Source organism: Candidatus Bathyarchaeota archaeon (genome assembly GCA_026014745.1).
GTDB lineage: Archaea > Thermoproteota > Bathyarchaeia > Bathyarchaeales > Bathycorpusculaceae > Bathycorpusculum.
Window position 1 is genome coordinate 159,632 of record JAOZHS010000001.1, and the last position, 23,460, is coordinate 183,091.

27 protein-coding genes, 1 tRNA gene and 1 pseudogene are annotated in these 23,460 nt (G+C 46.1%); 9 read left to right on the forward strand and 20 right to left on the reverse strand.

The window, feature by feature from the left end:
• Positions 1-207: 207 nt before the first annotated feature.
• Entirely contained in the window at positions 208-3,027 is a 2,820-nt protein-coding gene (locus NWE92_00830) for a PQQ-binding-like beta-propeller repeat protein (protein MCW4028180.1), read from the forward strand.
• Between the two features lie 161 nt (positions 3,028-3,188).
• Here NWE92_00830 and NWE92_00835 read toward each other — a convergent pair whose 3' ends face one another.
• The 7 genes from NWE92_00835 to NWE92_00865 all read right to left on the reverse strand — a co-directional run bounded on the left by NWE92_00835 (position 3,189) and on the right by NWE92_00865 (position 6,044).
• Positions 3,189-3,617, reverse strand: a complete 429-nt coding sequence (locus NWE92_00835; protein ID MCW4028181.1) for a hypothetical protein — start codon at positions 3,615-3,617, stop codon at positions 3,189-3,191.
• Positions 3,618-3,662: 45 nt separating this feature from the next.
• Positions 3,663-3,800: a 30S ribosomal protein S27ae gene (locus tag NWE92_00840; protein ID MCW4028182.1), complete on the reverse strand. Its 138-nt coding sequence runs from the start codon at positions 3,798-3,800 to the stop codon at positions 3,663-3,665.
• A gap of 89 nt (positions 3,801-3,889) precedes the next feature.
• A complete protein-coding gene (locus tag NWE92_00845) occupies positions 3,890-4,198 on the reverse strand; it encodes a hypothetical protein (protein MCW4028183.1) in 309 nt (102 codons plus the stop codon).
• 43 nt (positions 4,199-4,241) lie between these two features.
• On the reverse strand, positions 4,242-4,772 hold the full coding sequence (locus NWE92_00850) for a GTP-dependent dephospho-CoA kinase family protein (protein ID MCW4028184.1): 531 nt from the start codon (positions 4,770-4,772) through the stop codon (positions 4,242-4,244).
• Between the two features lie 67 nt (positions 4,773-4,839).
• The gene (locus NWE92_00855; GenBank protein MCW4028185.1) at positions 4,840-5,025 is read right to left on the reverse strand and encodes a DNA-directed RNA polymerase, subunit E''; all 186 of its coding nucleotides are present in this window, start codon (positions 5,023-5,025) and stop codon (positions 4,840-4,842) included.
• Positions 5,026-5,036: 11 nt separating this feature from the next.
• On the reverse strand, positions 5,037-5,621 hold the full coding sequence (locus NWE92_00860; protein ID MCW4028186.1) for a DNA-directed RNA polymerase: 585 nt from the start codon (positions 5,619-5,621) through the stop codon (positions 5,037-5,039).
• A complete protein-coding gene (locus NWE92_00865) occupies positions 5,622-6,044 on the reverse strand; it encodes a DNA-binding protein (protein MCW4028187.1) in 423 nt (140 codons plus the stop codon). It abuts the gene before it with no gap.
• A 134-nt stretch (positions 6,045-6,178) separates the two neighbouring features.
• Between NWE92_00865 and NWE92_00870 the strand changes: the two genes are divergently transcribed.
• On the forward strand, positions 6,179-6,613 hold the full coding sequence (locus NWE92_00870; GenBank protein ID MCW4028188.1) for an NUDIX domain-containing protein: 435 nt from the start codon (positions 6,179-6,181) through the stop codon (positions 6,611-6,613).
• Between the two features lie 3 nt (positions 6,614-6,616).
• Here the strand turns inward: NWE92_00870 and NWE92_00875 are convergent, their stop codons facing one another.
• On the reverse strand, positions 6,617-7,864 hold the full coding sequence (locus tag NWE92_00875) for a translation initiation factor IF-2 subunit gamma (GenBank protein ID MCW4028189.1): 1,248 nt from the start codon (positions 7,862-7,864) through the stop codon (positions 6,617-6,619).
• A gap of 91 nt (positions 7,865-7,955) precedes the next feature.
• A complete protein-coding gene (locus tag NWE92_00880; GenBank protein ID MCW4028190.1) occupies positions 7,956-8,342 on the reverse strand; it encodes a 30S ribosomal protein S6e in 387 nt (128 codons plus the stop codon).
• Between the two features lie 329 nt (positions 8,343-8,671).
• On the opposite strand from NWE92_00880, the gene NWE92_00885 reads away from it, so the two are divergent.
• Positions 8,672-9,916 carry an MFS transporter gene (locus NWE92_00885; GenBank protein ID MCW4028191.1) on the forward strand — a complete coding sequence of 415 codons (1,245 nt, stop codon included), beginning with the start codon at positions 8,672-8,674 and terminating at the stop codon, positions 9,914-9,916.
• 40 nt (positions 9,917-9,956) lie between these two features.
• Here the strand turns inward: NWE92_00885 and NWE92_00890 are convergent, their stop codons facing one another.
• Positions 9,957-11,189 carry a bifunctional 5,6,7,8-tetrahydromethanopterin hydro-lyase/3-hexulose-6-phosphate synthase gene (locus NWE92_00890; protein ID MCW4028192.1) on the reverse strand — a complete coding sequence of 411 codons (1,233 nt, stop codon included), beginning with the start codon at positions 11,187-11,189 and terminating at the stop codon, positions 9,957-9,959.
• 404 nt (positions 11,190-11,593) lie between these two features.
• On the opposite strand from NWE92_00890, the gene NWE92_00895 reads away from it, so the two are divergent.
• On the forward strand, positions 11,594-11,788 hold the full coding sequence (locus tag NWE92_00895) for a hypothetical protein (GenBank protein ID MCW4028193.1): 195 nt from the start codon (positions 11,594-11,596) through the stop codon (positions 11,786-11,788).
• On the opposite strand, the gene NWE92_00900 is transcribed toward NWE92_00895, so the two are convergent.
• A complete protein-coding gene (locus NWE92_00900; protein MCW4028194.1) occupies positions 11,776-13,302 on the reverse strand; it encodes a carboxypeptidase M32 in 1,527 nt (508 codons plus the stop codon). The genes NWE92_00895 and NWE92_00900 overlap by 13 nt on opposite strands.
• Positions 13,303-13,491: 189 nt before the next feature.
• Here NWE92_00900 and NWE92_00905 point away from each other — a divergent pair, with 189 nt between their 5' ends.
• A complete protein-coding gene (locus tag NWE92_00905; GenBank protein MCW4028195.1) occupies positions 13,492-14,196 on the forward strand; it encodes a DUF996 domain-containing protein in 705 nt (234 codons plus the stop codon).
• A gap of 96 nt (positions 14,197-14,292) precedes the next feature.
• Positions 14,293-14,496, forward strand: coding sequence for a MucR family transcriptional regulator (locus tag NWE92_00910; protein MCW4028196.1), 204 nt, complete (start codon positions 14,293-14,295; stop codon positions 14,494-14,496).
• A gap of 56 nt (positions 14,497-14,552) precedes the next feature.
• On the opposite strand, the gene NWE92_00915 is transcribed toward NWE92_00910, so the two are convergent.
• Entirely contained in the window at positions 14,553-15,200 is a 648-nt protein-coding gene (locus NWE92_00915) for a winged helix-turn-helix domain-containing protein (GenBank protein ID MCW4028197.1), read from the reverse strand.
• 72 nt (positions 15,201-15,272) lie between these two features.
• On the opposite strand from NWE92_00915, the gene NWE92_00920 reads away from it, so the two are divergent.
• Positions 15,273-16,517, forward strand: a complete 1,245-nt coding sequence (locus NWE92_00920; GenBank protein MCW4028198.1) for an MFS transporter — start codon at positions 15,273-15,275, stop codon at positions 16,515-16,517.
• Here NWE92_00920 and NWE92_00925 read toward each other — a convergent pair.
• The 3 genes from NWE92_00925 to NWE92_00935 form a co-directional block, all read right to left on the reverse strand.
• Positions 16,518-16,592: transfer RNA gene (locus NWE92_00925), tRNA-Glu, on the reverse strand. It abuts the gene before it with no gap.
• Between the two features lie 129 nt (positions 16,593-16,721).
• Entirely contained in the window at positions 16,722-17,255 is a 534-nt protein-coding gene (locus NWE92_00930) for a hypothetical protein (GenBank protein MCW4028199.1), read from the reverse strand.
• Positions 17,256-17,331: 76 nt separating this feature from the next.
• Complete coding sequence (locus NWE92_00935; protein MCW4028200.1) at positions 17,332-18,612, reverse strand: HD domain-containing protein; 1,281 nt, start codon at positions 18,610-18,612, stop codon at positions 17,332-17,334.
• 93 nt (positions 18,613-18,705) lie between these two features.
• Between NWE92_00935 and tmk the strand changes: the two are divergent.
• Positions 18,706-19,299, forward strand: a pseudogene (gene tmk / locus NWE92_00940) (dTMP kinase).
• 70 nt (positions 19,300-19,369) lie between these two features.
• On the opposite strand, the gene NWE92_00945 reads toward tmk, so the two are convergent.
• From NWE92_00945 to NWE92_00960, 4 genes are all read right to left on the reverse strand, one after another.
• A complete protein-coding gene (locus NWE92_00945) occupies positions 19,370-20,485 on the reverse strand; it encodes an ABC transporter permease (GenBank protein ID MCW4028201.1) in 1,116 nt (371 codons plus the stop codon).
• 2 nt (positions 20,486-20,487) lie between these two features.
• Positions 20,488-21,435, reverse strand: coding sequence for an ABC transporter ATP-binding protein (locus NWE92_00950; protein MCW4028202.1), 948 nt, complete (start codon positions 21,433-21,435; stop codon positions 20,488-20,490).
• Between the two features lie 124 nt (positions 21,436-21,559).
• Positions 21,560-22,081 (reverse strand): hypothetical protein, encoded by a 522-nt coding sequence (locus NWE92_00955; protein MCW4028203.1) that lies wholly within the window; start codon positions 22,079-22,081, stop codon positions 21,560-21,562.
• A gap of 10 nt (positions 22,082-22,091) precedes the next feature.
• Positions 22,092-22,469: a hypothetical protein gene (locus tag NWE92_00960; GenBank protein ID MCW4028204.1), complete on the reverse strand. Its 378-nt coding sequence runs from the start codon at positions 22,467-22,469 to the stop codon at positions 22,092-22,094.
• A gap of 75 nt (positions 22,470-22,544) precedes the next feature.
• Between NWE92_00960 and NWE92_00965 the strand changes: the two genes are divergently transcribed.
• On the forward strand, positions 22,545-22,823 hold the full coding sequence (locus NWE92_00965) for a UPF0147 family protein (protein MCW4028205.1): 279 nt from the start codon (positions 22,545-22,547) through the stop codon (positions 22,821-22,823).
• A 75-nt stretch (positions 22,824-22,898) separates the two neighbouring features.
• Here the strand turns inward: NWE92_00965 and NWE92_00970 are convergent, their stop codons facing one another.
• Positions 22,899-23,360, reverse strand: coding sequence for a PadR family transcriptional regulator (locus tag NWE92_00970; protein MCW4028206.1), 462 nt, complete (start codon positions 23,358-23,360; stop codon positions 22,899-22,901).
• Positions 23,361-23,460: the final 100 nt, after the last annotated feature.

A 23,460-nucleotide genomic window follows, 5' to 3' on the forward strand; every position in this document is an offset into this window, starting at 1 on the left:
TGTGTTATTGTTGGACGTTAAAAAATTAGTTTTTTTTATTATTTGTCTAATCATTTATATGTTTTTGAAGATTTTTTAAAAAAATGCTAGTAGTAAGCGCCACTTGTTACACACCTATAAATAACAACTTATCCTATAAGGCAATTCTACCGAACAAGCCCTTACCTTAGGGGCTTTGTTTCGGTAAAAATTAAGGAAACTGAAAAAATGATAAATAAAAACAGAAAGAACAAATCTACTTTAATCGCCCTAATAGCAGCAGCACTAATGCTCTCTTCAGTCTTCATGGCACCAGCAGTTGATGCAGCTACCAATCACTACAACACTTGGATCTACGTTGCAACTAGCGCTCCCGCAAGCGGCACCCAAGTTGGCGCAACTATGTTGATCGTCGCTTGGACAGCCGAAATGCCTCCGGACACTGGAGAAATTAGCCACGTGGTTAATTCTCCCTCTGGCAGAGCCGGATGGTATGGCATGAAAGTACAAGTCTGGGACCCTGACAACGAAACACAAATAATCGAGATGCCCTACAGCGACTCCGTCGGCGCCAACTACGTCCAGTATACCCCTGAAAAGTTAGGCACATACAAAGTACAAGCAATCTTCCCTGAAACTGACAAAGAACTAAAAGTGGACTTAGTCTCTGGTGGAAGCACTTTCCACGCAGGCGACCACTACATCTACAGCGCAGCTGTAAGCCCAATCACAACCTTCCTAGTTGTTGAAGACGCCCCAACGAAATGGGTTGAGTCACCTCTTCCCAGCGATTACTGGACCCGCCCAATCAGTGGCGCATCCAGAGAATGGTACCCTCTTGCAGGCAACTGGCTAGGTAGCGCAGCAGATGTGTGGCCACTAGGCAGCGCAGGCGGCAACATAGAGACATATGCCTACGGTACGGCACCTGAATCTTCCCACATTCTATGGTCGAAACCCTTCTATATTGGCGGTATAGCGGATGAACGCTTCGGCGACAGCGCTTTTGCGACAGCTCACTATCAAGGTGTACAATTCTCTCCAAACGTAATTCTTGATGGCAAAATCCACTGGTCTCCCTACATGACACACACAGGAACGAAAGGTTGGGAAGTAATCGACCTATACACAGGTGAAACACTATACCTTAATCGTTCTCAAAACGCGCCAAGCATGGGCTCAGTCTACCAATACGAATCACCCAACCAACATGGCGAATTTGCCTATCTATGGGACACCGGTACCGGCGGCGGCTTCTTTGGAGGCGGCACACCAGCTACATTACCACAAATCGTAACCTTATCCAATGCCAGTCAAAGAGTCTCTGACCTCAGCGTATACAAAGTAGGAAACCCCTATGTGGTGAATAGAAGCCAAACACCCATAACCTCAGGCACTGTTTGGAGAATGGTTGATGCACACACATTAAACACCGTTTGCTACATTGCTAACGTCTCTTCTTCTGGAACACAGGTTTACGGCAAAGACGGCAGTTATCTCTACTACAATGCAGTTAATCTTGGAAATTCCACAAATCCAAAGTATTACTGTACCGTCTGGAATTCTTCAGCAGGCACAATGGTTGCTAGCGAAACAGGAACAGGCTATTGGCAATGGCGACCCGCAGGCGGCGACTTCGGTGCAGAAAACCCATACTTCGGTACTGGTAACTTCTTTGTTTCAATGCCCATGAACTACGACATCGTTCACAACGGTAACCTCTTCTACTCGCAGAACTTCTCAATACCCAACATATCAGGCGGCTCAATCCAAGCTATTCGCCAAGATGAAATAATGATTGTTGGAACCGCTGGCTCAAATACCAAGAACGGAGTTACTCAAGGATGGTTGATGGGTATCAGCCTAGAACCCTCAAACAGAGGCTCCCAACTTTGGAAAACAACCTTCACACCGCCATTCGTTGACCTAGACAAAAACATCACTCTGGCAGCCATGTTCACAGGCGGCTTCAGCATGACCGGCGTATATCCAGAAGATGGCGTATTCACATTCGGCGAAACAAAGCAGCTAAAGACATGGGTCTTCGACTTAGGCTCAGGCCAAGAACTCTGGTCAACCAATGAAACCTACTCAGCCGATAACCAATACAACTTCTACGGCCAAGACCAAATAGTCATAGACGGAAAACTAATCCTCTACGGTGGATATGCAGGCAAAATGACTGCTTTTGATATCCAAACTGGCAATGTCGAGTGGGTCCACAACTGGCAAAGCATCGGTGACGAATCACCCTACGGTAACTACCCCATTCAGATAAGTGCAGTCTCAGGCGACAAAATCTACACAACAACTTGGGAACACTCCTACACCATTCCGCTCTACCGTGGTCCTAACCTAACCTGCCTCAACGCCACAGATGGAACAGTAATCTGGGACATCTTAGACTTTGGCGGCGGTGTAGCAATCGCAGATGGACGACTAGTCGCTGGCAATAGCATGGACAACCAAATCTACTGCTACGGCATGGGTCCAAGCGCAACCACAGTTGACGCACCCCAAATCATCCCAACACTAGGCACAGGCGTAATGATCACTGGCACCGTCACAGACCAAACAACCACTGGCAGACGCAACACCAACGACCAGGTAGACTTCACACTCCAAGGCACCCCCGCTGTCTCTGATGAGACCATGAGTGCATGGATGGAATACCTCTTCATGCAGCAACCCTACCCAACCGACGGAACAGGCGTCGAAGTCACCTTAGCCACCATTGACCCCAACGGCAACTACTACGACATAGGCACAGTCACCACCGACCTAAATGGCAAATACGCTCTACCCTTCAACCCTGAAGTCCCCGGCAACTACCAAATCATTGCAACATTTGCAGGCTCCAAATCGTACGGGTCATCCTCAGACACAACCTACCTATCAGTAGCCGAAGCACCAGCAACAGCTTCACCCGTCCCCGCAGCTAACCTACCACCCACAGAAACCTACTTCGCAATCTCAACAGTAGCAATCATCATCGCAATCGCCATTGTTGGCGCATTAGTAATGATGATGCTAAGAAAACGGCCATAAACCAGCAAAAAAACAATCCCTCCCCCCTTTATTTTTTTTTAATTAACTTTTCGTCATACCTGACCATCTTTTGTGTACCCTCAAAAAAAACAAAAGTACCCTTGGGATTAGCGGCACAGAAACCTTGCAACTAAAAATGTGGGTTGCCCCAAGAATTGGGGTTATGCGCTGTAGTCTCTGCCTACAGGTTTTGAGCTTGGCGGTTTGCCTGCTTCAGGAATCTGTGGCAACGGAATTGCAGGCGGCACATTCAACGTTCTTGAAATGAGTACTGATTCAATGAAGACAACGTTGGATATGGATTGGATGATTATTTGTGCTGGCGGCTTTTTTTGTTCATAATCTTTGAGGACTTTTTCTAACTCGTTTTTTTCGCCGGTTACATATGCGTTGCCTTTGATTGTCATCTGTGCAATCGAGGGATTATACATGATTGATAAAACGAATGGTACCTCCAAGTTTTCGTCTTGCTTCTTCTCCATGCCCACCACGTTAATGTTGGTGTTAATTTGAATGGGCGGTACAGGCTTGCGGATATCCCAGAAGCGTTCAGCCGATATACTTGAAATTATAACGTTAACTCTAAGCATGTTGGTTCAAAAAAGAATAAGTGCAGAGGGGAGATTTAAAACTGCTTATTTCTGCTTGTAGCGAGTAAATCCACAGTGGCCACAGGTGTATCGGTCATGGTGGTCTGCCATGAAGTAGCCTGGTCCGCAACGTTCGCAGGTTGGTCGAGCACGTGTAAATTTTTCGCCATCAACTTTGTACATGGCTTTGATGCCTTTTTCTCCGCCTTTACCTTTCTTTTCTGATTTGGCTTTTTCAGCGGGTTTTGCGTCTGCGGCTGGTTTAGGTGCCATTATGCATTCTCCTCTTCTTTGGGTTTTTGTGGATTGTTCCGTTTGCGGATGTATTCAGGTTCAACCAGTTTAGCTTGAGCGACTGATTGATATACGTTAGCGGTTCCCTCAGTGATGTTGGTTCCAGTTTTGGTGCGCATACGTTTCACAAACACCACTTCGTCGCCGATTTTCATCTCTGTGGCTACGGCTTTTTTGACTTCCAACCGCTGCGGAGTTTTCTCTTTTGGACCCTGAATGATAGTGAAGCCTACTTCTTTCCGTTTGAGAAGCGGATTATCTTTGGTTGATTCTATTTTGATTTGCATTAATGTTCACTTGAGGCGTAAGTTCATACAATAATCTTCTTATTTAGCTTTTCGCGGGTTTCATGCCTTTTAGTAACCCTTCTACCTGAGCTTTCTTTTCAAACGATGCCCTAACCACCACTACGCCAACATGCGGCTGCCCATAAACTACAAACGCGTTTTGAGGAGCATACAAAACAGCAACAAGCGTCAGGAGGTCTTCTTCGCCATCCACCACAATGTGCGTGTGGTCACCCTTGGTGAGAGTTTCTTGGATGGCTTCTATGGCTTCCTCTGTAATGGTTCCCTGTGGATTCTTCACGTTAACGGTTCTCTCCCCGTGGGGCTCTAACGGCAAAGGTTTTTTGCTCCGCAAAGAAATATGATCAATAACCGTTAGCTGCGGATGCATCCCGTAGGTGTGGAGGTTTTTTGAAACAACATCCCCGACGGATATGACCATCGGTGGCTTTTCTTTGTTGATTTGCTCTTTTAGTTTAGCCATTGTTTGGTCGGGGGTGCCTTCAATTAGGCTGCCGAAGGGTTCCTTAAGGAAAATGCGTAACTGAGGGGTAAGCGTGTAAACTATATTCATGGCTGGAGCCTGACAAAAGATGAAGGGTTATCTAAGATAAGAAACTGCCGCAGAAAACCCAAAAGGTTTAGCGGACTTTGAGTGCGTATCGGCCCTTTTCTTTGATGCCCATGGCTTTAGCGACGGCGGAGTGTTCAGGGTCAAACATAACCACTAAACCACTGTAGTCTTCGCTAAAACTTGTTGACCGACATTTGGGGCAAACATTTTCTTTTGTTATAAAATGACAATTAGTGCATGCTTTTTCGCTCACAGTTTTTACCCCTATTCTGCTCCTGTTTCAGGCTTCTTTTCGCCAGCTGCATCTTTAGCTTGATCCATCCTGAGCCACTCGAGTTTGCCCAAGAAGGGTTGTCTTGCGGTGACGCCGATTTTGCCGCTGCTGCCTGCCCGACCCAAAGAGACGGCGGTTATGCGAACGCGCACTTGGTCGCCTGTGGTGAGTTTACGTTTAGTTTCTTTGCCTAACAGGACGCCTTGTTTTTCGTCATAGCTGATGTAGTCATCCATAAGTTGTGATACGTGAAGTAAGGCATCGACGGGTCCGATGCGGACGAATGCGCCGAAATCTGCGATTTCAACTACGTCGCCTTCGACGACTTCTTGGATTATTGGATAGAATGTTAATAGTGAAAAGGTAACTTTGTGGTAGGTTGCGCCGTCACCGGGGATGATTTTTCCGATAGGGCTAACCTCTATTCCTGTAACTGCAATAACATAGCCCAATTCCTCATCCACGACGCCCTCGTATTTCTGTTTAACTTGTTCGCGGCCCACTTTCTCGAGTGGGTTACCGAAGGTCTCGGGTGGGATGCGGATAGTATCTTGAAGAGTAATCAGTTTGAACATCTACGATATCAACCCGTCTATGTCAAGACGCGATTTTTGTCTCACATAAATCACTGGCACACTTATATCTCTTAGCCTCTTCTTTAAGATTCTATCGTTTGTGAAAACCGGTGAATTCCATTTTTTTGCCACTCGAACAATAACATCATCCGTAGCTTCCTTACAATCTTCAACCGGGACGAGTTGACATTTCTCTGCAAACCGCAACGCTAAACCTGCTTCTCTTTGCAGTTTTGGTTCTTCTTTTTGGGTGAGCAACTCCAATTCATGTTTAACTGGAGAGAGCAAAACATACTCCACATTTCGGTTAAGCAATTGTTTGAGCTCCTCAAAGATGTCTATTTTGAATTTTAAGGGCACAAAGAAGGCGTTTGAGTCTAAAATCACTTTTAGTGGCGTTTTTTTAGTGGTTGAAGCCGACACTTGACAGGGCTCCTGACTTCTTAACGTACTTTGAGGGCTTAAACGTTTCCCTAAGACCACGACGATAAGTGCTGCCCTGATTTAGTATTACTTTAAATATCTTGAATCTATGAATTCAGCCAATGGTGAGTACAGTGCTTCGCGAGAAATCCTGTGGCGCAGTTGTTTACCTTAAAAAGGCTGATGAAACAACAAAGTATCTTTTGCTAAATTACGCCGCGGGGCACTGGGACTTCGTTAAAGGCAACGTAGAAGTCAACGAATCGGAAAAGCAAACCGTCACCCGTGAACTCCGAGAAGAAACCGCCATAACCGAGGCCCAATTTGTTGAGGGCTTCCGAGAATCCATAGCCTATTTTTATCGGCGCCAAGGTTTAACTGTGCATAAAGAAGTTGTCTTTTTTATTATGGAATCTCAAACTGGAGATGTTACCATTAGCTTTGAGCATGTGGGCTTTGTCTGGCTTGATTATCAGCAGGCTCTACAGAAATTAACTTTTAAAAATGCAAAAGTTGTGCTGATTAGAGCACATGAATTCCTAAAAAACAAGGGAATAATAAAAGAATAACCGCTACTTTACCAAGCCGTATCCGATAAGGCGCCAGCGGGCAGTTATTTTTCTGCTTATTGCTACTCTGGAGTCTGGTAGGGCACAGATTGGTCGGGTTAGTTTCACTTTTATGATGTTTTGTTTGATAGAGATGACTTTGCCTATGTTGACGGCTGCGCCTATGTGGAGTAGTAATGCTTCGTCTGGGTTGATTTTTTCGACTTTGAGGAGTTCTTTTGTGCCTACAGCGCGTTCTAAAACATGAGTTTCCAATGTGAGTTCTGTTGTTGTGGGTGGTAGCATGCCTGTTTTGCCTGCGATGCTGCCTGTTAAGCCGTCTGCTTTGGAGTAGGATGGGTCTAGAAGAGTTCCGATGCCGACTAATCCGCCGCTGGTGGCTTCTTTGACGTCTTGTTGTCCTGCTTGGAGGCTGACGATTTCGCTGATTAGTGGGTCATAGACTACTTTGCCTTCACGTTCTGCCATGATGCCTGGGCGGATTTCGATTTCTTCGCCTACTTCAAATTTGCCTTGTGCAATTGTGCCGCCTAAGATGCCGCCTTCTAAGTCTTCGATGCTTGTTCCTGGTTTGTTAACATCAAAGGAGCGGATGATGTACATTAGGGGCTGTTTGGTGGGGTCATGTTTGGGCGTAGGGATGATAGTCTCTATGGCGTCTAGAAGCACGTCGATGTTTATTCCTCGTTGGGCTGAAACAGGAATGATGGGTGCGTTTTCAGCGACCGTGCCTTTTACGAACGCTTTGATTTCTTTGTAGCTTTCCAATGCCCTTTTTTCGTCGACGATGTCGATTTTGTTTTGTACGATAATCATGTTTTTTATGCCGCTGACTTCTGCCGCTGCGAGGTGTTCGCGCGTTTGGGGTTGAGGGCAGGGTTCATCTGCGGCTATAACGAGGATTGCGCCGTCCATGATTGCTGCGCCTGAAAGCATTGTAGCCATCAACGCTTCGTGTCCGGGTGCGTCAACAAAGCTTATAGCGCGGACAAATTCTGCGGGTGAGTTGCAGTTATCACAGACAGGTTTGTTGGTGTAGTTTTTTGGCTGTGGGCATTTGGGGCATTTGAAAATTGGCATGTCCGCGTAGCCGAGTTTGATTGTGATGCCTCGTTTGAGTTCTTCGCTGTGCCTAGACGCCCAAGTTCCAGTTAAAGCTTGTACAAGGGTTGTTTTTCCGTGGTCAACATGACCGATGGTTCCAATGTTGACTTCGGGCTGTTTCGGCAGAGCTTTTGGTGCGTTACTCATAATTTTCTTCTTCTTTTCAGTAAATACGAGTTAGTAAAGGATGAATTAAGGATGGGAGTTTATAAGGTTTAACTCTTAAACTTGGCAGGAATTATTGCGACTTTGCCGATTCGATGGGTTTCGCGCCTGCTGGGCGTTCGACGATTTTCATGTTTATCTGCACGATTTCGTCGGTGATTGTGTCGCCTCGGACGGTTTTGCGTCTTCGTTCGCCTTTTCTGTGGGGGTTAAATCCTGCTCCGCCGCTTAAAACCACAGCTCTGCGTACACCGCCATGAACGTTTCCTCTCATGGGGACGCCGTCTTTGTCGGAGCCACCTAAAATCTGCACTTTGTGTGCTGGTAAATCGACCACTGCGCCGTCTAAGGTTTCGTTTAGTTTTCTGCCTATGAACGGGGTTGCGCGTGCTTCTTCGAGTTCAACTACTTTGGATGTTCCTGCTTGTGGGTCGGAAACTATGACTTTGAATTTTGCCATTTACTGATTAACTCTCCAGCGGAGATATGAAGTTGGAGGGTCTCTCTATTAAGTATTTATCCCGTTGAGGCTACAATTTATTTGAAACTGCCTTCCAGAAGCGTGATTTTAAGTCAAACGAAAACTTCAAGATAGTTATCATTTTGCAGGAGGTACTTTCTTTTTAGTGGTTGATAAATCCGCAGGGGGCTGATGGGTGTTTCTGTGCTTTTGGTTCAAACTTATCTAATCAAATTCAATGTTATCTTGCGTGGCAGAGACCTAATTTCTGTAAACTAATAATTGAGTGGGTAAATGTTTTAATCTGACCTCCGAGTGCTCTCTGAGCTATGTGGCGGCTAGGGTTCTTCTTTCACGACATGGCCTTTGGTTTACTAACAGTCTTCATACCGCTATATGTGGTGACTTTCCAAAATACCAGCCTGCTAGGCGGACCCCTCCTAGCTTTAGGTGTAATGACCTCGATAGCCATTTTCTGTTCGATTCCCGCATCGTTTATTTGGGGTTACCTTTGCGATAAAACGCGCCACTACAAAGCCTTCATTCTGCTGTCTTTCCTTTCAATAGCAATAATTCTTTTCCTGATGACTTTGCCCTTTGCTCAGAACCTAATCGTATTTGTTGTCCTCTATGTTATGATGCAAATGCTCCATGTAGCCCATGAGTCTCCAAAAAATGTGCTTGTCACAGAAAACTATAGTCGTAGCGACTGGGAACGCGCCTTTGGCTTCTATGAGGGCCTTACCGAAATCGGCTTCATCATAGGCTTAGCTATCGGCATGTTCATGTTCGCTTCAAGCGTTGCTTTCTCTGTTTTAGCCAACTACGCCCTCTATATCTGCAGCGGTTTAAGTGTAGTTTCCTTGGTGTTGGCTGTGGCTTTGATTGCCGATCCACTGATGATTTTTGAAAGACGCCTCGTCGGTATTGAAAGAAAAATCGACTTTACCTGCCGCGGCGTTGAATGCTCAAGTAGAATGATGGATGGATTGCGTTGGGATGGATCCCTAAAACAGGACAGCTTTGTTGGATTTGCTGTTGCGATAGTTCTGTTTTCCCTTGCTTCTAGCCTGTTCTTCACTCCTTTACCTATTTACCTCAAAGGATTATTCGGCGGGCAAGCTCAATATGTGTATTTAGCCTACATCCTGAATTCTGTTGGCGCAACGGTTGGTTACTTCCTTATTCGCAGACAGGCAAGATCTATTAACATAAGAAAGCAGATGCCCCGCTTTATCCTCCTTCGTAGCCTTTTAGTTTTTGCTCTTGTCGGCGTAGTTTCTTTCGCTATTGCGCCAACTACCTTAACGTGTGTTTTGCTAGTCGGTTTAGGCTTCGTATACGCTATGTACTATATCATGATGCTTGCCCTTTCGATGGAAATTATTCCTGAAGGAAAAGCTGGTCTCTTTGATGGAATGGTCGGTTTAGGTAGCGCAGTAGGCGCGTTTTTAGGACCTTTCCTTGCTTACAGCTTTACCTATCTTCCAAACCAATTCGTTTATGTTCCAATCTTCATAATTACTGCTGTTCTCTTTTTAGTCGCGTTCCTCGTGATAAAAATCTGTAGATAACGCAAAAAAAGAAGTTTGGAGCTTTTTTGCTCCCTTTAGTTTATTCGGTGTGGACTCTGTAGAGGTCGATGTCTTCACGCATGCTGGGCGTGAGCTCAAGGAAGTCGCGTACTGACCGCTCGACATCTTTGGATTGTGTCACGTATCTGCCGACGATTAGGATGTCTGCTCCTTGCTCGAGGGCTTCTTTGGCTGTTTCAGGGACGATGCCGCCTGCAACTGCGATGAGGAGTTTCTTGTTGGGGAAGGCTTTGCGAATCATCTGGATGCGTTCAAGTCCGCAGCTTCTGCCAGTTTCTTGGTCAATTCCGCGGTGTAAGATGACGATGTCTGGCAACTCTTTGAGCGATTTTAGTTTAGCTAAAACATCTTCAACGTTAAGCATGTCGATGACCGGGTAGATGCCTAAGCGTTTGGCTTCTTGGACGGTTGCATCCAGCGTTTCGGGGGGCGCTAAACCCGCTGCGACAACGGCGTCTGCGGTATCTTCGTAGGCGATGTCAGCTTCCACTTTGCCTACGTCGAGGGTTTTGAGGTCTGCGATTATAAATTTGTCTTTGGCTACTTGTCTAAGTTCGCTAATTACTCGTGTGCCGTAGCGTTTGATGAGTGGTGTTCCGACTTCAATGATGATGCGGTCGCTGCCCGGCAGTTGCTCTATGACCTTCTTTGCTCCTTCAAGTGAGGGTGCATCCAGTGCAATCTGGAGGTAGGGTGGTCTCCATAATCTTGGAACTTTAAAGCCCATGATGGGGTGCTTGGCGCGGTCTTTATCGTAAATGATTTTGTCCAAGGAGGGGTACTGATTGAGCGCACGTTGAAGCGCCATTTTGGTTGCGCCATAGTTATATTGGTAGATTTTGCGGTAATCGGTTGCTTGAGGGTGAATAAATACGCTGCATACGATAACCCATTCGTCAAGTTTGTCAACTGGAATGACGCCTTCCTCGGCGGAGTCAGCGATGGCTTTTGCAACTGCAGCTTGAGCAGGACCAAATATTTTGCCCGTGTCTTCCATGTTTTTGATGGTGACTTTGGGGACGATGAGCGTGTGGGGTTTAGGCGGTAGGTTTGGTCTGATGACTGCAAGTAATGGCGTGTGACCTGCGGATAGGCTGGTCATGCCATTTGCGAATGCTTGACCTATGGGGCCATTTTTGTCGCCTATCATAAGGTCAATGTGCGCAACTTCGTTTCCTTCTCCAACCAGTGATTCACCGATGAAGAATGCTGGTTCACTGTTAACGGGCGCGGCGTCATCGATTGTCGGCATATTATCGATGATTTCTTTGAAATCGACATTATACTCTTTTAGCCAAGAATAAAGTGTGTCTCTGTGAATATCCATCTTTTTTGCTGTTCCAATAACTGTCGGTTTTGTTGGTTTGCCTTTCGAACAAACCTCTTTTTTTGCGGCTTCTGTTAAAATTTTTATGAATTCTTCTTTGTTTTGTGGCTTTCTAAAATCCGTTCCCGACATTAACTATTAACCTCGGTGTTTTTGGTTAACTTACCCCGATATTTAAGACTCTCGGATAAGGTCCAAAAGATGTTTAGGCGGTTTGAGACGCCTCCCTTTTTCCTGTTTATGATTTGCTGAAGTTTTGCAGCGTTTTTATCCTCTAAATCTTTATATTTCAAGCCTCGCATTGAATGCCTAACTCGTGGGGAACAGTTATGTCAAGGATTGACTGGATCTTAGCCGCCATATTTGCAGTCGGTTTCCTGCTTTTCCTCTACGGCGCCAACGTCTACAACGCAATGGTGGGCTACGCCGGCGTCTACATGTTCATCGGCTCAATTGCCGCCTACATCCTGATTTATCTCTATAAAGAACTCACCAAGACACCCGCCGCCGCTCAAAACCCATAAAGCAAACTGTACTTCTGGGTTAAGTATTGCAGAAACGGCTTGGCATCCAAGTTGTTTCCTGTCGCCAGCTTGATTAGTTCTTGAGGGTCATAGAGGTCGCTTCTGAGGTGAATGTTTTCTTTTAGCCAATCGTTAACGGGCCCAAGGTTGCCTTCTGCGAGTTGGTTTTGCCAGTTAGGGCAGTCTTTGTTGATTTGAGCCCTTATTTGGCCCCCATAAATGTTACCTAACGCGTAACTGGGGAAGTACCCATACAAGCCGCTTGCCCAATGTGTATCCTGCATAACCCCCTCCGCATCATCCTCAACCTTGGCGCCCAAGTACTCGGCGTATTTCTCTTTCCAAACCTGCGGTAACTCATCCACCGTGATTTTGCCCGCGAAGAGGTCACGTTCCAACTCGAAGCGGATAATTATGTGGAGACTGTAGGTGACTTCGTCGGCTTCAATGCGGATTTTAGAACGTTCCACCCTGTTAATGGCCTCAACAAAGGGGTCTAACTCTAATCTGGCGAGGCTTGGCGCGGCTTTTTTGAGTTTAGGCAGAAAAGCCATCCAGAACTCTTTGGAGCGTCCAATCATGTTTTCGTAGAATCGCGATTGGGATTCATGGATGCCATACGAGCAGGTGGAGCCGACGGGTTGATACTCCCATTCTGGGTTTAGATGCTGCTCATATAGGGCGTGTCCGCTTTCGTGAAGTACTGAAAAGATTGAGCTAGCAAAGTTGTCTGGGTAGTAATGGGTGGTTATGCGCACGTCACTGTAGTAGCCTGTGGTGAAGGGATGCTCTGTCTCATCAACTCTTCCCGCCGCGTCAGCTGAGGCGGTGTCATAGCCAAGCGTCTGCGTTATAAGTTGAGTAATTCTGCGCTGCTCTTCAACGGGCACATGCTGACTTAGTATTTTTGAAGGCTGAGTTTGATAGGCTTCAATTTTGGCGATTAAAGGCTTCAAACCAGCCAGCAACTCCCTAAACGTAGCCGTTATGTTTTCGGTTGACATGTTAGGTTCAAAATTATCAATCAAAGCGTCATATGGCGTTTTGGCGCCTTTAACCTTCATTAGAATTTCTGCCGCTTCTTGGCTGAGTTCGAAAAGTTTTTGGAGGTCCGCTTTGTAGAGGTTGAAGTCTTTTTTTGCTTTTGCCTTTTTCCAGTTGTTCACAGTTACAGCTTCTTGCATGGCAAGGTCGGAAACCAGTTTTTCAGGTAGCGCGGTTTGTTCTTTGTAGGTTTTGTTGATAAGGTAGAGGTTACGTTTCTGGGTTTGTCCCATTGCTTTGTATTGGCTGCTGGTTTGGATGGCGTCTAAGAGTTTCCCGATTTGGGGGTCAGTGGCTAATTGGTGGTGGATGCGGCTAAGCAGGGCAAGCTGTTGGCTGCGTTGCTCGACCGCTTTGGGTGGCATCATGGTTTCCATATCCCAGTGTATGATGCCTTCCGCTGTGGAAAGGACCGTGGCGTCTTTGGTTTTTGCTAAAAGTTCCTTGTAAGCTGATTCTGTGTTGTTCAAGACTTTTTCTCCCCTTTTCCTATAAGCTGCGGTTTTATTTACTGTTACTCCTAAAAAGCAATCGTTACTTTTTGGTTCTTTTTAGCCCTAACTTGCCTCTTATTTAAGCAGGGGATGGATGAAGTAATCATAGGCTTGAAAAAGCTTTTATTTGTAAACTACTGCCATTTTATTGAGGATATTCTTAAAATGAGTAATTTAGAATCCAATAAAACAATGGCTATGATCGGTTCGATACTACTGATTATCGGTGGAATTCCCTTTGTTCCTTATCTTGGCGTATTGAGCCTCGTCGGCGTAATCCTGCTGCTCATGGCATTCAAAGGCTTCTCGCAGAGTTATCAAGACCCAGCAATGTATAGCAATGCTCTCAGAGGTTTCATTTACTACATAATTGCTGCAATTGTGTTAGCTGTCTCCGTTGCCTTATTATGGGCCAGTATTGCTAGCTTCGCAACAATATTCCTTATAGGGCTTGGACTCATTGGTATCGTAGGTTTCTTTGTAGCTCTGGTGGTCGCTTTCATATTCTACGTCATGGCTGCCAAACGACTAAGAACATCACTTAATGCGCTATCTCAAAAAACTGGCGAAAAATCCTTTGAAACCGCTGGTACACTCCTGTATTGGGGTGCCATCTTAACGATAATCTTGATAGGCGGCATCTTGATCTTCATCGCTTGGATCTTTGCAACCATCGGCTTCTTCTCCATGAAAACCACTGGACAACAGCAACAATATAGCCAACAACCATACGGCTACACACCCCCTCCCCCTCCGCCACCCCCAACAGAACAACCAGCATCTGCCGCACGGTTCTGTTCCAACTGTGGAGCATCCATTCAGTCTGGCGTAACCTTCTGCCCTAGCTGTGGCAAACAACAATCCCCATAGCCCTTCTTCTTCTTTTTTCCTTTTTATGTTGCCTCCTTCTGAAGCCACATATGTTTAGATGTCAGTAGGCACGTTTCTTCTTTGAAGGTTTTCTCTATGGAAAAGAATGCCTCGTTACCCAATCGCTCTGTTTATCCCAAAGCTCCGCCGGTGCCTGAAGAACCAACTGATACTGTACCACACGGAGAACTCGTGTGTGAGATATGCGGCAAAGTCTTCAAAACTCACAGCCAGCTTGATCGCCACCTAGAAAACATGCATGGTACGCCCGAAAAAACCCATACTGCCCCTCACCTCTAAACCTGCCGAGTTACCTCTAACCTTGGGTACATCTCAATGATAGTACCGGTTGACGATTAGTTTTCGTTCTGATGATGAACTGATCGGATGATGGAGCGGAACTTTTGCAACGATTCTGGCTTATCCAACAACCTGTCAAGTGTAATGGGGATAGCTGCCTGAGCGCCGTATTCAATCTTGAGGCGGTCTGTCGGCGCGAGCTTAAGGTTCATCTGGCCAAGAATATCTCTGTATGCAACTCCTGCTTCCTCAATGGCAGCCTCTAAAAGTGCGATGGTGTCTTTGAATACTTGCGCTTTAGCCTCAGCGGAATAAGTCAAGCCAAGTATGCTGAAGAGCTTCTCGACTTCAGGCTCGCCTACGCCAAGGATTTGCTTTGTTGCTTGTTTTTTGGGTGGAACAGGGCCTCTAACAGGCAAATCCTCCGTACTAAGAGCCACTAAGTAAGAGGAGGTTGTTACTTCATAGAATTTTTCAGTCAAGTTGTTGTTAACAACTTTGGTGCTTGCTAACTTGATGAAGCCTGCTGCTTCAAGTTTTTTGATGTGATATAGGACTGCTACTGGTGTTATCTTTAGTGTTCTGGCTATTTGGCTTATTGATTGGGGTCGAGTAGCGATGTCTTGGAGGATTTTTATGCGGGTTTCGCTGGCTAAGGCTTTTGCTTTCTTTGGGTCGGTGACTAGTTGGATTTTGGGTTGCATCGCGGTTCTCCTATTAAATGAATGTTTAAAAGAAGTTCCCAATTAAACGTTTCCCTAAAAGGAGACACAAAAATGCAAAACCAAACCAACAAAACTTTCAACCACTACCTACTATTTTGGTCAGGTCAAATAACCTCTACACTAGGTTCATCAATCGTACAATTTGTCATCATATGGTGGATAACCCTCCAAACGCAAAGCGGCATCTACCTCTCCTTGGCGGCGTTTCTGGGTCTAATGCCTGTTATACTATTGAGTCCCTTCGCTGGCGTGCTCATCGACCGATGGAACCGCAAAGCCCTAATCGCAATTGCAGACTCCGCACAGGCAATAGCTACATTTGCACTTATCATTCTGTTCTGGCTAGGGTTGGCGTCGGTTTGGAGTGTCCTTGTAATTCTTGCGGTTCGTGGCGTCTGCCAAGCATTCCATTCTCCAGCAGTCATCGCAGTTACCCCCTCAATGGTTCCCGTTGACAAGTTAAGTCGCATAAACGGACTCAGCTTCTTCTTTTCGGGAACAGTAAACTTGGTCGGTCCCGTGTTAGCGGCGTTGCTGTTGTCATTTTGGAGCCTCAACCAGATTCTTTGGGTCGACATCGCAACCTTCGCAGTCGCCATCGCCCCGTTATTAGCAATAAAAATTCCCTCTGTAGCCCAATCAAACGCAACTCATCCTTCCTTTAAGGCGGATTTCAAACGGGGTTTTGTCCACATAAAAAGCCACCGTGGCTTTTTGCCTCTAATACTGCTTTCAATGCTGCTTAATTTGCTGATTACGCCTCTAACAACGCTTCTGCCTTACTTTATCAAATTTGATCACTTCGGCAGTGTTTCTGATTTAGCGTTGATAGAGGCAACCTTCGAGGGCGGCATTCTTGCTGGCGGGTTGATAATGTCGATGATTGTTGGTTTTAAGAGAAAAGCCCTCGTAATGGCTGTTTCATTTTACGCTATCTTCTTTGGGTATCTGCTGTTTGCCCTTGCGCCAACAGGTTTTTTCCTATTTATGGCTGTGACCAGTTTGATGGCGGCTGTCTGTGTTCCTATCGTTAACGTGGTAGTGGCAACTATTATCCAAACGGTTATTCCATTAGATATGCAGGGTCGGGTTAACTCTGTTAATTTGTCATTGGCTACTGCGGCAGCGCCCATCGGCATAATCGCGTCCGGGGTGCTTGTGACTTTTGTTGCAACTAACGTTCTCTTCGCCGTATGTGCCATCACGGGTTTAGTGGCGGTTACGTTGGTGTGGATGTTTACGGATATACGGAGTGTAGAAAGAATGGAGTTACCGCAACAGAATTTGAGTGTGTAGTGCTCCGGCCGGGATTTGGACCCGGGTCGCCGACTCGAAAGGCCGGCATACTTGGCCGGACTATACTACCGGAGCACAACTATGGAAAGCACAACCAAAATACAACTTCACTCGAATAAACCTTACCCTTCTATTACAAGTTGACAATGCAGTTTTCAGCGATTTTTAGGCGAGACCCTGCGGGTTTGTTATCTCGGCGGAGCGTTACTTTTTGGGTGTTTTCTTAGGTTTTTTAGTAAACAAAAACTCCGTTATCTGCTCAACAAGCTTGCCCGTTGACTCCGAACTTTTCTCAAGTTGCTGCACTCTTTTATCCAAATCATTCGAGATTATCCTGCCCTCAATGCGGTTCGCTGAGCGGAACATCAAAAGCATCTTGAAAACCTCTTTAACGGCTTCTTCTTGTTCTCTAGCTGAGGCAGATTTGATTCCTGCAACAATTGAGAGCAACTCGATGTAGTGCTCTTTTATTTTTAGTTCTGCATTAACTGAGGGGTCGGTTGGGAAGGCTATGCTTAGCGGAGTTTTCTTGGATAGTTCAGCCGCGGTGGGAAATCGGATAATGATGTCGCCACGTATCCATGATGCCACAAACTCGCTGACGTATTTGCGGACGTCTTGGTCTGAAAACAGGGGCTCTGCCTGCGGTTCGTTTTTTGGTTCGGGTTTGCTTTTTATTCGCACGCTAATTATGCCCTTATCGCTTGTGTTCCCTTGAGTTTGGGGTTCCTTGGACACTTTACACGCTTCCCTGTAAACGTTTGTTGTTTGGTTCTTAAGCAACACCTAGTATTTAAGAAACAGCTTTGCAGCTCTAAAAAGAGATTTTTGTTGCTGAAGGGATTTTTCCTAAGATTTTGGCGGTTGCTTTCTCTACTTCGGCGCGGTGGGTCTGGTCGGTGTATACTCGTAGGATGTTCATGAAGCCCTTGAGGGTTTCAATAATCTTTGAGCTTTCACTGAGGCGTTGGAGCATTTTTTCTCCTGCTTGGCGCCGCGTGAACACGGGGATCTCCATGGATTCCATGAGTACCGCGTGATGGTAAGGTACCGACGCGACAGTTGGTACATCAATTATGACTGCGTCAAGGTCTACTTGGGCTTCTTTGGCGATTTCGCTCTGTATCTGCCGGCGGTAGGATTCTCGTCCAAATAAGTTTGAACTCAGGGTGTCTTTTTCGTAGAAGGTACGTTCGTAGGCGCATTTGAGCATGCGGCGGTTTTCAAGGTTGTTTATGATTTCTTGGGAGGCTTTGCATCTTTTGAGTGCAGTCCACACCGTGTAATCGTCCAGCTCCAGGTATTCTTCGGGGGTTGTAAAGCTGGTTAAGTTGAGTTCGTTGTTGGCTTTCTCCATGGCGGCGGCTAGCATAATTTGGGCAGCTCTTCCCACACGATGGAAATAGATGCTTTTGAACGATTCAATACGGGCAATCATGAATGCCTCTAGTGCTGAGAGCGCCCCCAACTCTACTGCCAAGTTCTCACCTAAAATGTCAAGTGCATGGATTAGGCGGTAAACATCTATGAAGCCATACTCTGCACCCGTGTGGTAAGTGTCGCGCATAATGTAGTCCTGTTTATCCACATCCACTGCGCTGCTGATGATTTGGTCCAAAAACGCCCTGCTTGGCTTATGTAACTTGCCTACCGCTAAGGCGGCGACTTGTCGGGGGTCAAAGCCTCTTTTGGAGAGTTTGTCGGCTAATTCACTTTTCTCAATAATCCATGCGGTTAGGTCTTCATGGGTTTTTTCAAGGTTTTTTATTAACAGATGCTCAAACACGTGGGAGAAGGGACCATGTCCACAGTCATGAAGTAGGGCGGCGATGCGGCAGACATCCACTTCTTCGTCGTTGACTACGCGGGAGATGTTGGGGTTAACCAGCACTTGACCTGCAAGATACATGACGCCTAAGCTGTGTTCGAAGCGCGTATGGTTGGCGCCGGGGTACACGTATTCTGAGCCTGCCAGTTGGCGGAGTCTACGTAGCCGCTGCATGGGGTAGGAGTCAATGATGATTTTTTCTGCATCCGTAACGTAGACATATCCATGGACGGGGTCTTTGATTTCTCCCCAGTAAGCTTTCGGCACAACCAAACCTCGTTGTAAGCTATATTTAGGTAACTTCCATTAATGTGTAACGCTAAACCCAAGGAGTAGACGGACACGGCAAAAAAAGGCGTTTTTCTGGTTATCGAAGGCTTGGATGGAAGCGGAAAAACCACCCAAGCTCAGTTGCTGGCCAAAAAATTAGCTCCAAACTACCCAATTTTCCTCACTGCTGAGCCAAGTTACGGCAAGACGGGCACCTTCATTCGCGAATGCTGCCTCTATGAACAACAGCGTCTTCCCACAGAAGCCGAAGCCCTTCTCTTCGCCGCAGACCGCATTGAACACATGTATAACGAAATCAAGCCTGCATTAGAGGAGGGTAAACTTGTGATTTGCGACCGCTACCTTTACTCGTCGTTGGCTTATCAGGGTAGTGCAGGGCTGAGTTTAGATTGGATAAAAACCATCAATGCTAGGGCTTTGCAGCCGGATTTTAGTGTGCTTTTGGATGTGCCTGCGGAACGTGTGCTTGAGCGATTGCAACGGCGTAAATCAGTGATGGAAACGTTGGAGACTCAGCAGAAAGTCCGCGAAATCTATATGCAGTATGTGGAGAAAGGCGAGTTGATTTGTGTTGACGGGGACCGTTCAAGAGAGGTTGTGGCACAGGATTTGTATGAGCGGGTTCTGGGCTTACTTAAAACTGCTGAGAGTTTTGTGCCGTAAACCTATCTGCATTCTTTAGGCTACATATTTCTAATATTTACAAAAAGAAGAGAAGAAGGGGGGTGGCGGTTTAGTCTTCTCTCCACTTAAACAGTTTAACTGCCAAAGTGAAGATAACCACCGTTATGACTGCAAGGACAACAATGTCAAAGATTGCGTTTGGTATGTTGTTGTACACCATGACGTTGTTTAAGCCTTCAGTCACGTAGAATAATGGCAGTACGTGGGCGAAGGCTTGCAGGTACTCGGGCATGCTGCTGATGGGGAAAAACGTGCCTGCCAAGAACATCATGGGGAATGTGACGATGTTGCCGATGACGCCTGCTGTTTCAGGACTCTTGGTTACTGTGCCGACCAGCATACCTAACGCTGCAAAGAGCATTGGACCCAAAACCAAGAAGGGTATTAACCATGGTGATAGGGTAACGTGGGCGCCGAAGACTAAGATGCCGACGCCGACCATCAAAAGGAACCCTGCAATTGTGAGCACGATGTACCAGATGACTTTGGAAGTTAACCACTCCATCTTGGTTAGTGGGGTCAGGGAGAGCTGTTTGAAGAGCTTGTTCTTCTTGTATTCCGAGGATATGTTGACTAGGGAGAACATTGGGCTGGTTAGGATGGAGAAACCGATTAAGCCTGGGATAAGGAAGTCGACGTAATTGGTTTGTTGGGTGTTGACGGTGGCGGTGGTCATGCCAATGACGTTGGTTCCGTTGTATCTTTGCAGGTTGAAGTAGTTGGCGTATCCACTAACGGTTCCGCTGACTATGCCACTGGTGCTCGAGGCTGGGTTGCCATAAACTGTAATGTTCACTTTGTTTCCAGCAATATAGTCCGCTGAGAAATGTGCAGGTATAACTATGCCATCCGATGCCGAATGCGAGGCTAAGTAATCAGCAAAATTCTCTGAAGCATTAACCGTTATCACTCTGATAGTGCTTGATTCGTTAAGTGCCGATAGAAATTGGGAGCCAATATCCATCTGAGGCACCGCAAATGGACCCGTATCTTGGTTTTGTACATAGACATTTACGGTTCCGGAGCTGCCGCCTGAAAAGATGGCGCCGAAAATCAAAATCAAGATTACTGGGAAAATTAACCCGAAGAATAATCCGAATTTGTTACGTAGATATCCGACACTGAATACTTTAAAGTCTGCAAATATGCGTTTTGGATTTGCCATATTTAGCGCCTCCGTTTTTTACTTTTGTTTTCCTCTGTTGGCATCTCTTCTGACGATTCGCCAAGGGGTTCGCTGACGAGTTTTATGAAAACGTCGTCGAGGCTATCCATTCGAGTTTGAATGTTGCCCCAATCCATTCCAGACTGCTCTGCCGCTGCTAACGCTGCTAAAGCATCAATTCTCTTTTTGAGGGGAATTGTGATTACTTCTTTAGCTGCGTCGAAGTCTACCTGTAATTCCGTGTTAGCTTTTATGTAGTCAGCTAATTTTTGGTCGCCCTGTATTTCTAGGCGTTCGCCTGAGCCATGTTTCTGGATGATCTCTTCGGTGGTCCCCATAGCAACGATGTGGCCGTGATCCATGATTGCAACTCTGTCGCTTAGTTGTTGGGCTTCGTCTAAGTAGTGGGTGGTTAAGATGATGGTTTTGCCTTTGGCTTTAAGGCGGCGGATGACTTCCCAGATGGCGCGTCGCGCATTAGGGTCCAAGCCTGTGGTTGGTTCGTCAAGAAAGAGCAACTCTGGCGAGTTAACCAGTGAGAGGGCAAGACCTGTTTTTTGTTTTTGCCCGCCGGAGAGGTTTTCAAAGTTTGTGTTTGCCATATCTTCTAAAAGAACCTCTCGCAGAATCTGGTCTGCGTCAACTTTGGTGTCAAATAGACTTGCGTAGTAGTTGATGGCTTCTCTGGGCGTTGTCTTTTCGAAGAACGTGAAGTTCTGGGGGATGACGCCGATTTTTTTGTGTAGCGCATACCCATTTTTCCAGGGGTCGAAGCCGAGGATTTTGACGTCTCCGGCGTCGCGTTCACGCAGTCCTTCCATGATTTCGATGGTTGTGGTTTTGCCTGCGCCGTTAGGTCCCAGTAGCCCGAAGACTTCGCCTTCTTTGACGTCGAAGCTGATGCCGTCAACTGCTTTGAGGCTGCCATACGCTTTTTTAAGTGAGGTCACTTCAATCGGTAACATGCCTAATTTGGCTCCTTTTGGATTTTAAAGGATAAATTGGTTCTTTTCTTAGGTACATTATGGGACAGATATAACTTTCGGCTATAACCACAATATCCGCATTTACAGTTTATATAGCGCTGTCGGGGGCTGTTTCTTTGAGAATTTTTCGTTTGGATGATGAGTTGACAAAATTTACAATAATTTCAACCAATTCCTGCGGCGAAAGATAACGTGGCCCACGCTCATGAAACACCTGCACCTCAAAGGTTTCCTTACCAAACCCCGTTCGCAACATGTAATAATCAAACTTTAACGCCTTCTTCTTGTCCCCGTTTACTTTATAGTAACGTATGGAGCAGAAAAAATCCAAACTGCCCATGCGGGTTTTATTTATTGTTTCGAGGGCTTTTTTGAGTTCTTCAGCATCGATAAAGGTGAAGGCATCCTCTTCTGCTATGCCAAACTCAAAAATTACTCTACCCTCGGGGAGGGTGGGGTTTGCGACTTCTTCAAAACTAAACTCTCTACGATTAACCTCTTGGAGAACTTGGATTAGTTTTTGCTGAAGTTGACGACTGGACAGGGTAGTTTTGAATTTATCAATGTGGTGGATGTTTTGGGGAAAGTTTTGATAATAACCCAGCGTCAAAGGGGTCGCTTCAGGTTTTCATTTTTTTAATTTTATCCAGACTGTTAAGTAGCTCGCTTAGAGCCAAGGTGAGTTTTTGGATTTCGTCTATGTCCTCGGTTTTTTCTATGCGAGCCTGCAAATCAGCTACTTTGGCCATTAGAGTGGCTTCGAGTTTATCGTATGGTCCATTAGAGGCGGCGGTTGGGTTGGCGGCTTGTTTGGGTGGTTCTTCGCCTTCTTTGACGATGATGACTTTTTTCTCGTCTTTAGCGCACCATAGGGTGCCGTTTTTTAGTCGGAATAGGGGGGACGCGCAGACCGGGCAGGAGAGGTCGGTTAGGGTGGCGCCTTGCCGCAGTAATTCAGCCATACGTTTGATGGGAGTGTTCTGTTTGTCTGGTTGCATATAAGACCCCAAAGTAAATACGTGTCAATGCTTATATAACTGCTCACTGCCTCATCAGTGGAAGGGGAATTATTTATGGTTCGGAAAAAGAAAGCTGAAGAATACGAAGCTAAAATTAAGCAGGCTTTAGTTGTGCTGGGCGAAGTTTCTGAAGATAGCACGACTCCACGTAACATTCGGCGAAGCGCCAAAGACGCCATGAACGCTCTGCAAGGCACCGAATACACCGCCGCAGTGAAGGCTTCTAACGCGGTTGCGCTCCTAGACGAGATTCTCCAAGACCCTAACATGCCACCCTACACCAGAGTTAAACTCTGGAACGTTATGAGCTTCATAGAAGCCATAAAAGATTAAGCCGACATACGGCTACTGTTTTCTTTCTAAATTTAGTTGCTTGCTATGATTTGTAAGGGAATATCAGATTGGCTGTTATTTTTGTTTGGCTGCTTTTTTGCATTCTTTGTATGACTTGGCACAATGTATGCAGCAAAACGCCATCTCTACGCCGTCTATGACTTCGCGGTAGGCGCCTTCGTAAACTTTACAGCCGCAATGTGCACAGACGTCAAGGCTGGGTTCAATGGCTATGGTTACCAGCTCGGCGAAGCGTTTGAAGAGACCTGTGCAGAGTTCTCTGCCTGCAGGGGTTAGCTCGAAGATTTTGCGTTCTTTTTCGCCGACGGGTTTTTCGGTGTGGGTAACGAGTCCTTTTTCTTCAAGTTGCTGTAGGAAGGGGTAGACGAGGCTGGGGCTGATTTCTTTTTTGACGCGTCGTTTGAATTGGCTGATTATGCTATATCCGTGGACGGGGCCTTCGTAGAGTATGGTGAGTATGTAGAAGCGGCTAAAATCGCTGAGTAACTCGTCTATGTTGTCGGGTTTTGTTGCCATTTGTGTTCTTCTTTTGACTGTGTCGGTTTGTTGTAATAAATGTTTATCAGATATATCTTAAAAATACACACGATATCCGCCCGTTTCACTCAAGCTTGGG

Coding starts and splice junctions, on each gene's coding strand:
- NWE92_00830 (MCW4028180.1), top strand. CDS start 208: ATGATAAATAAAAACAGAAAGAACAAATCTACTTTAATCGCCCTAATA.
- NWE92_00835 (MCW4028181.1), bottom strand. CDS start 3,617: ATGCTTAGAGTTAACGTTATAATTTCAAGTATATCGGCTGAACGCTTC.
- NWE92_00840 (MCW4028182.1), bottom strand. CDS start 3,800: ATGTACAAAGTTGATGGCGAAAAATTTACACGTGCTCGACCAACCTGC.
- NWE92_00845 (MCW4028183.1), bottom strand. CDS start 4,198: ATGCAAATCAAAATAGAATCAACCAAAGATAATCCGCTTCTCAAACGG.
- NWE92_00850 (MCW4028184.1), bottom strand. CDS start 4,772: ATGAATATAGTTTACACGCTTACCCCTCAGTTACGCATTTTCCTTAAG.
- NWE92_00860 (MCW4028186.1), bottom strand. CDS start 5,621: ATGTTCAAACTGATTACTCTTCAAGATACTATCCGCATCCCACCCGAG.
- NWE92_00875 (MCW4028189.1), bottom strand. CDS start 7,864: ATGAGTAACGCACCAAAAGCTCTGCCGAAACAGCCCGAAGTCAACATT.
- NWE92_00880 (MCW4028190.1), bottom strand. CDS start 8,342: ATGGCAAAATTCAAAGTCATAGTTTCCGACCCACAAGCAGGAACATCC.
- NWE92_00885 (MCW4028191.1), top strand. CDS start 8,672: ATGTGGCGGCTAGGGTTCTTCTTTCACGACATGGCCTTTGGTTTACTA.
- NWE92_00890 (MCW4028192.1), bottom strand. CDS start 11,189: ATGCCGACAATCGATGACGCCGCGCCCGTTAACAGTGAACCAGCATTC.
- NWE92_00895 (MCW4028193.1), top strand. CDS start 11,594: ATGTCAAGGATTGACTGGATCTTAGCCGCCATATTTGCAGTCGGTTTC.
- NWE92_00905 (MCW4028195.1), top strand. CDS start 13,492: ATGAGTAATTTAGAATCCAATAAAACAATGGCTATGATCGGTTCGATA.
- NWE92_00910 (MCW4028196.1), top strand. CDS start 14,293: ATGGAAAAGAATGCCTCGTTACCCAATCGCTCTGTTTATCCCAAAGCT.
- NWE92_00915 (MCW4028197.1), bottom strand. CDS start 15,200: ATGCAACCCAAAATCCAACTAGTCACCGACCCAAAGAAAGCAAAAGCC.
- NWE92_00920 (MCW4028198.1), top strand. CDS start 15,273: ATGCAAAACCAAACCAACAAAACTTTCAACCACTACCTACTATTTTGG.
- NWE92_00945 (MCW4028201.1), bottom strand. CDS start 20,485: ATGGCAAATCCAAAACGCATATTTGCAGACTTTAAAGTATTCAGTGTC.
- NWE92_00960 (MCW4028204.1), bottom strand. CDS start 22,469: ATGCAACCAGACAAACAGAACACTCCCATCAAACGTATGGCTGAATTA.
- NWE92_00965 (MCW4028205.1), top strand. CDS start 22,545: ATGGTTCGGAAAAAGAAAGCTGAAGAATACGAAGCTAAAATTAAGCAG.
- NWE92_00970 (MCW4028206.1), bottom strand. CDS start 23,360: ATGGCAACAAAACCCGACAACATAGACGAGTTACTCAGCGATTTTAGC.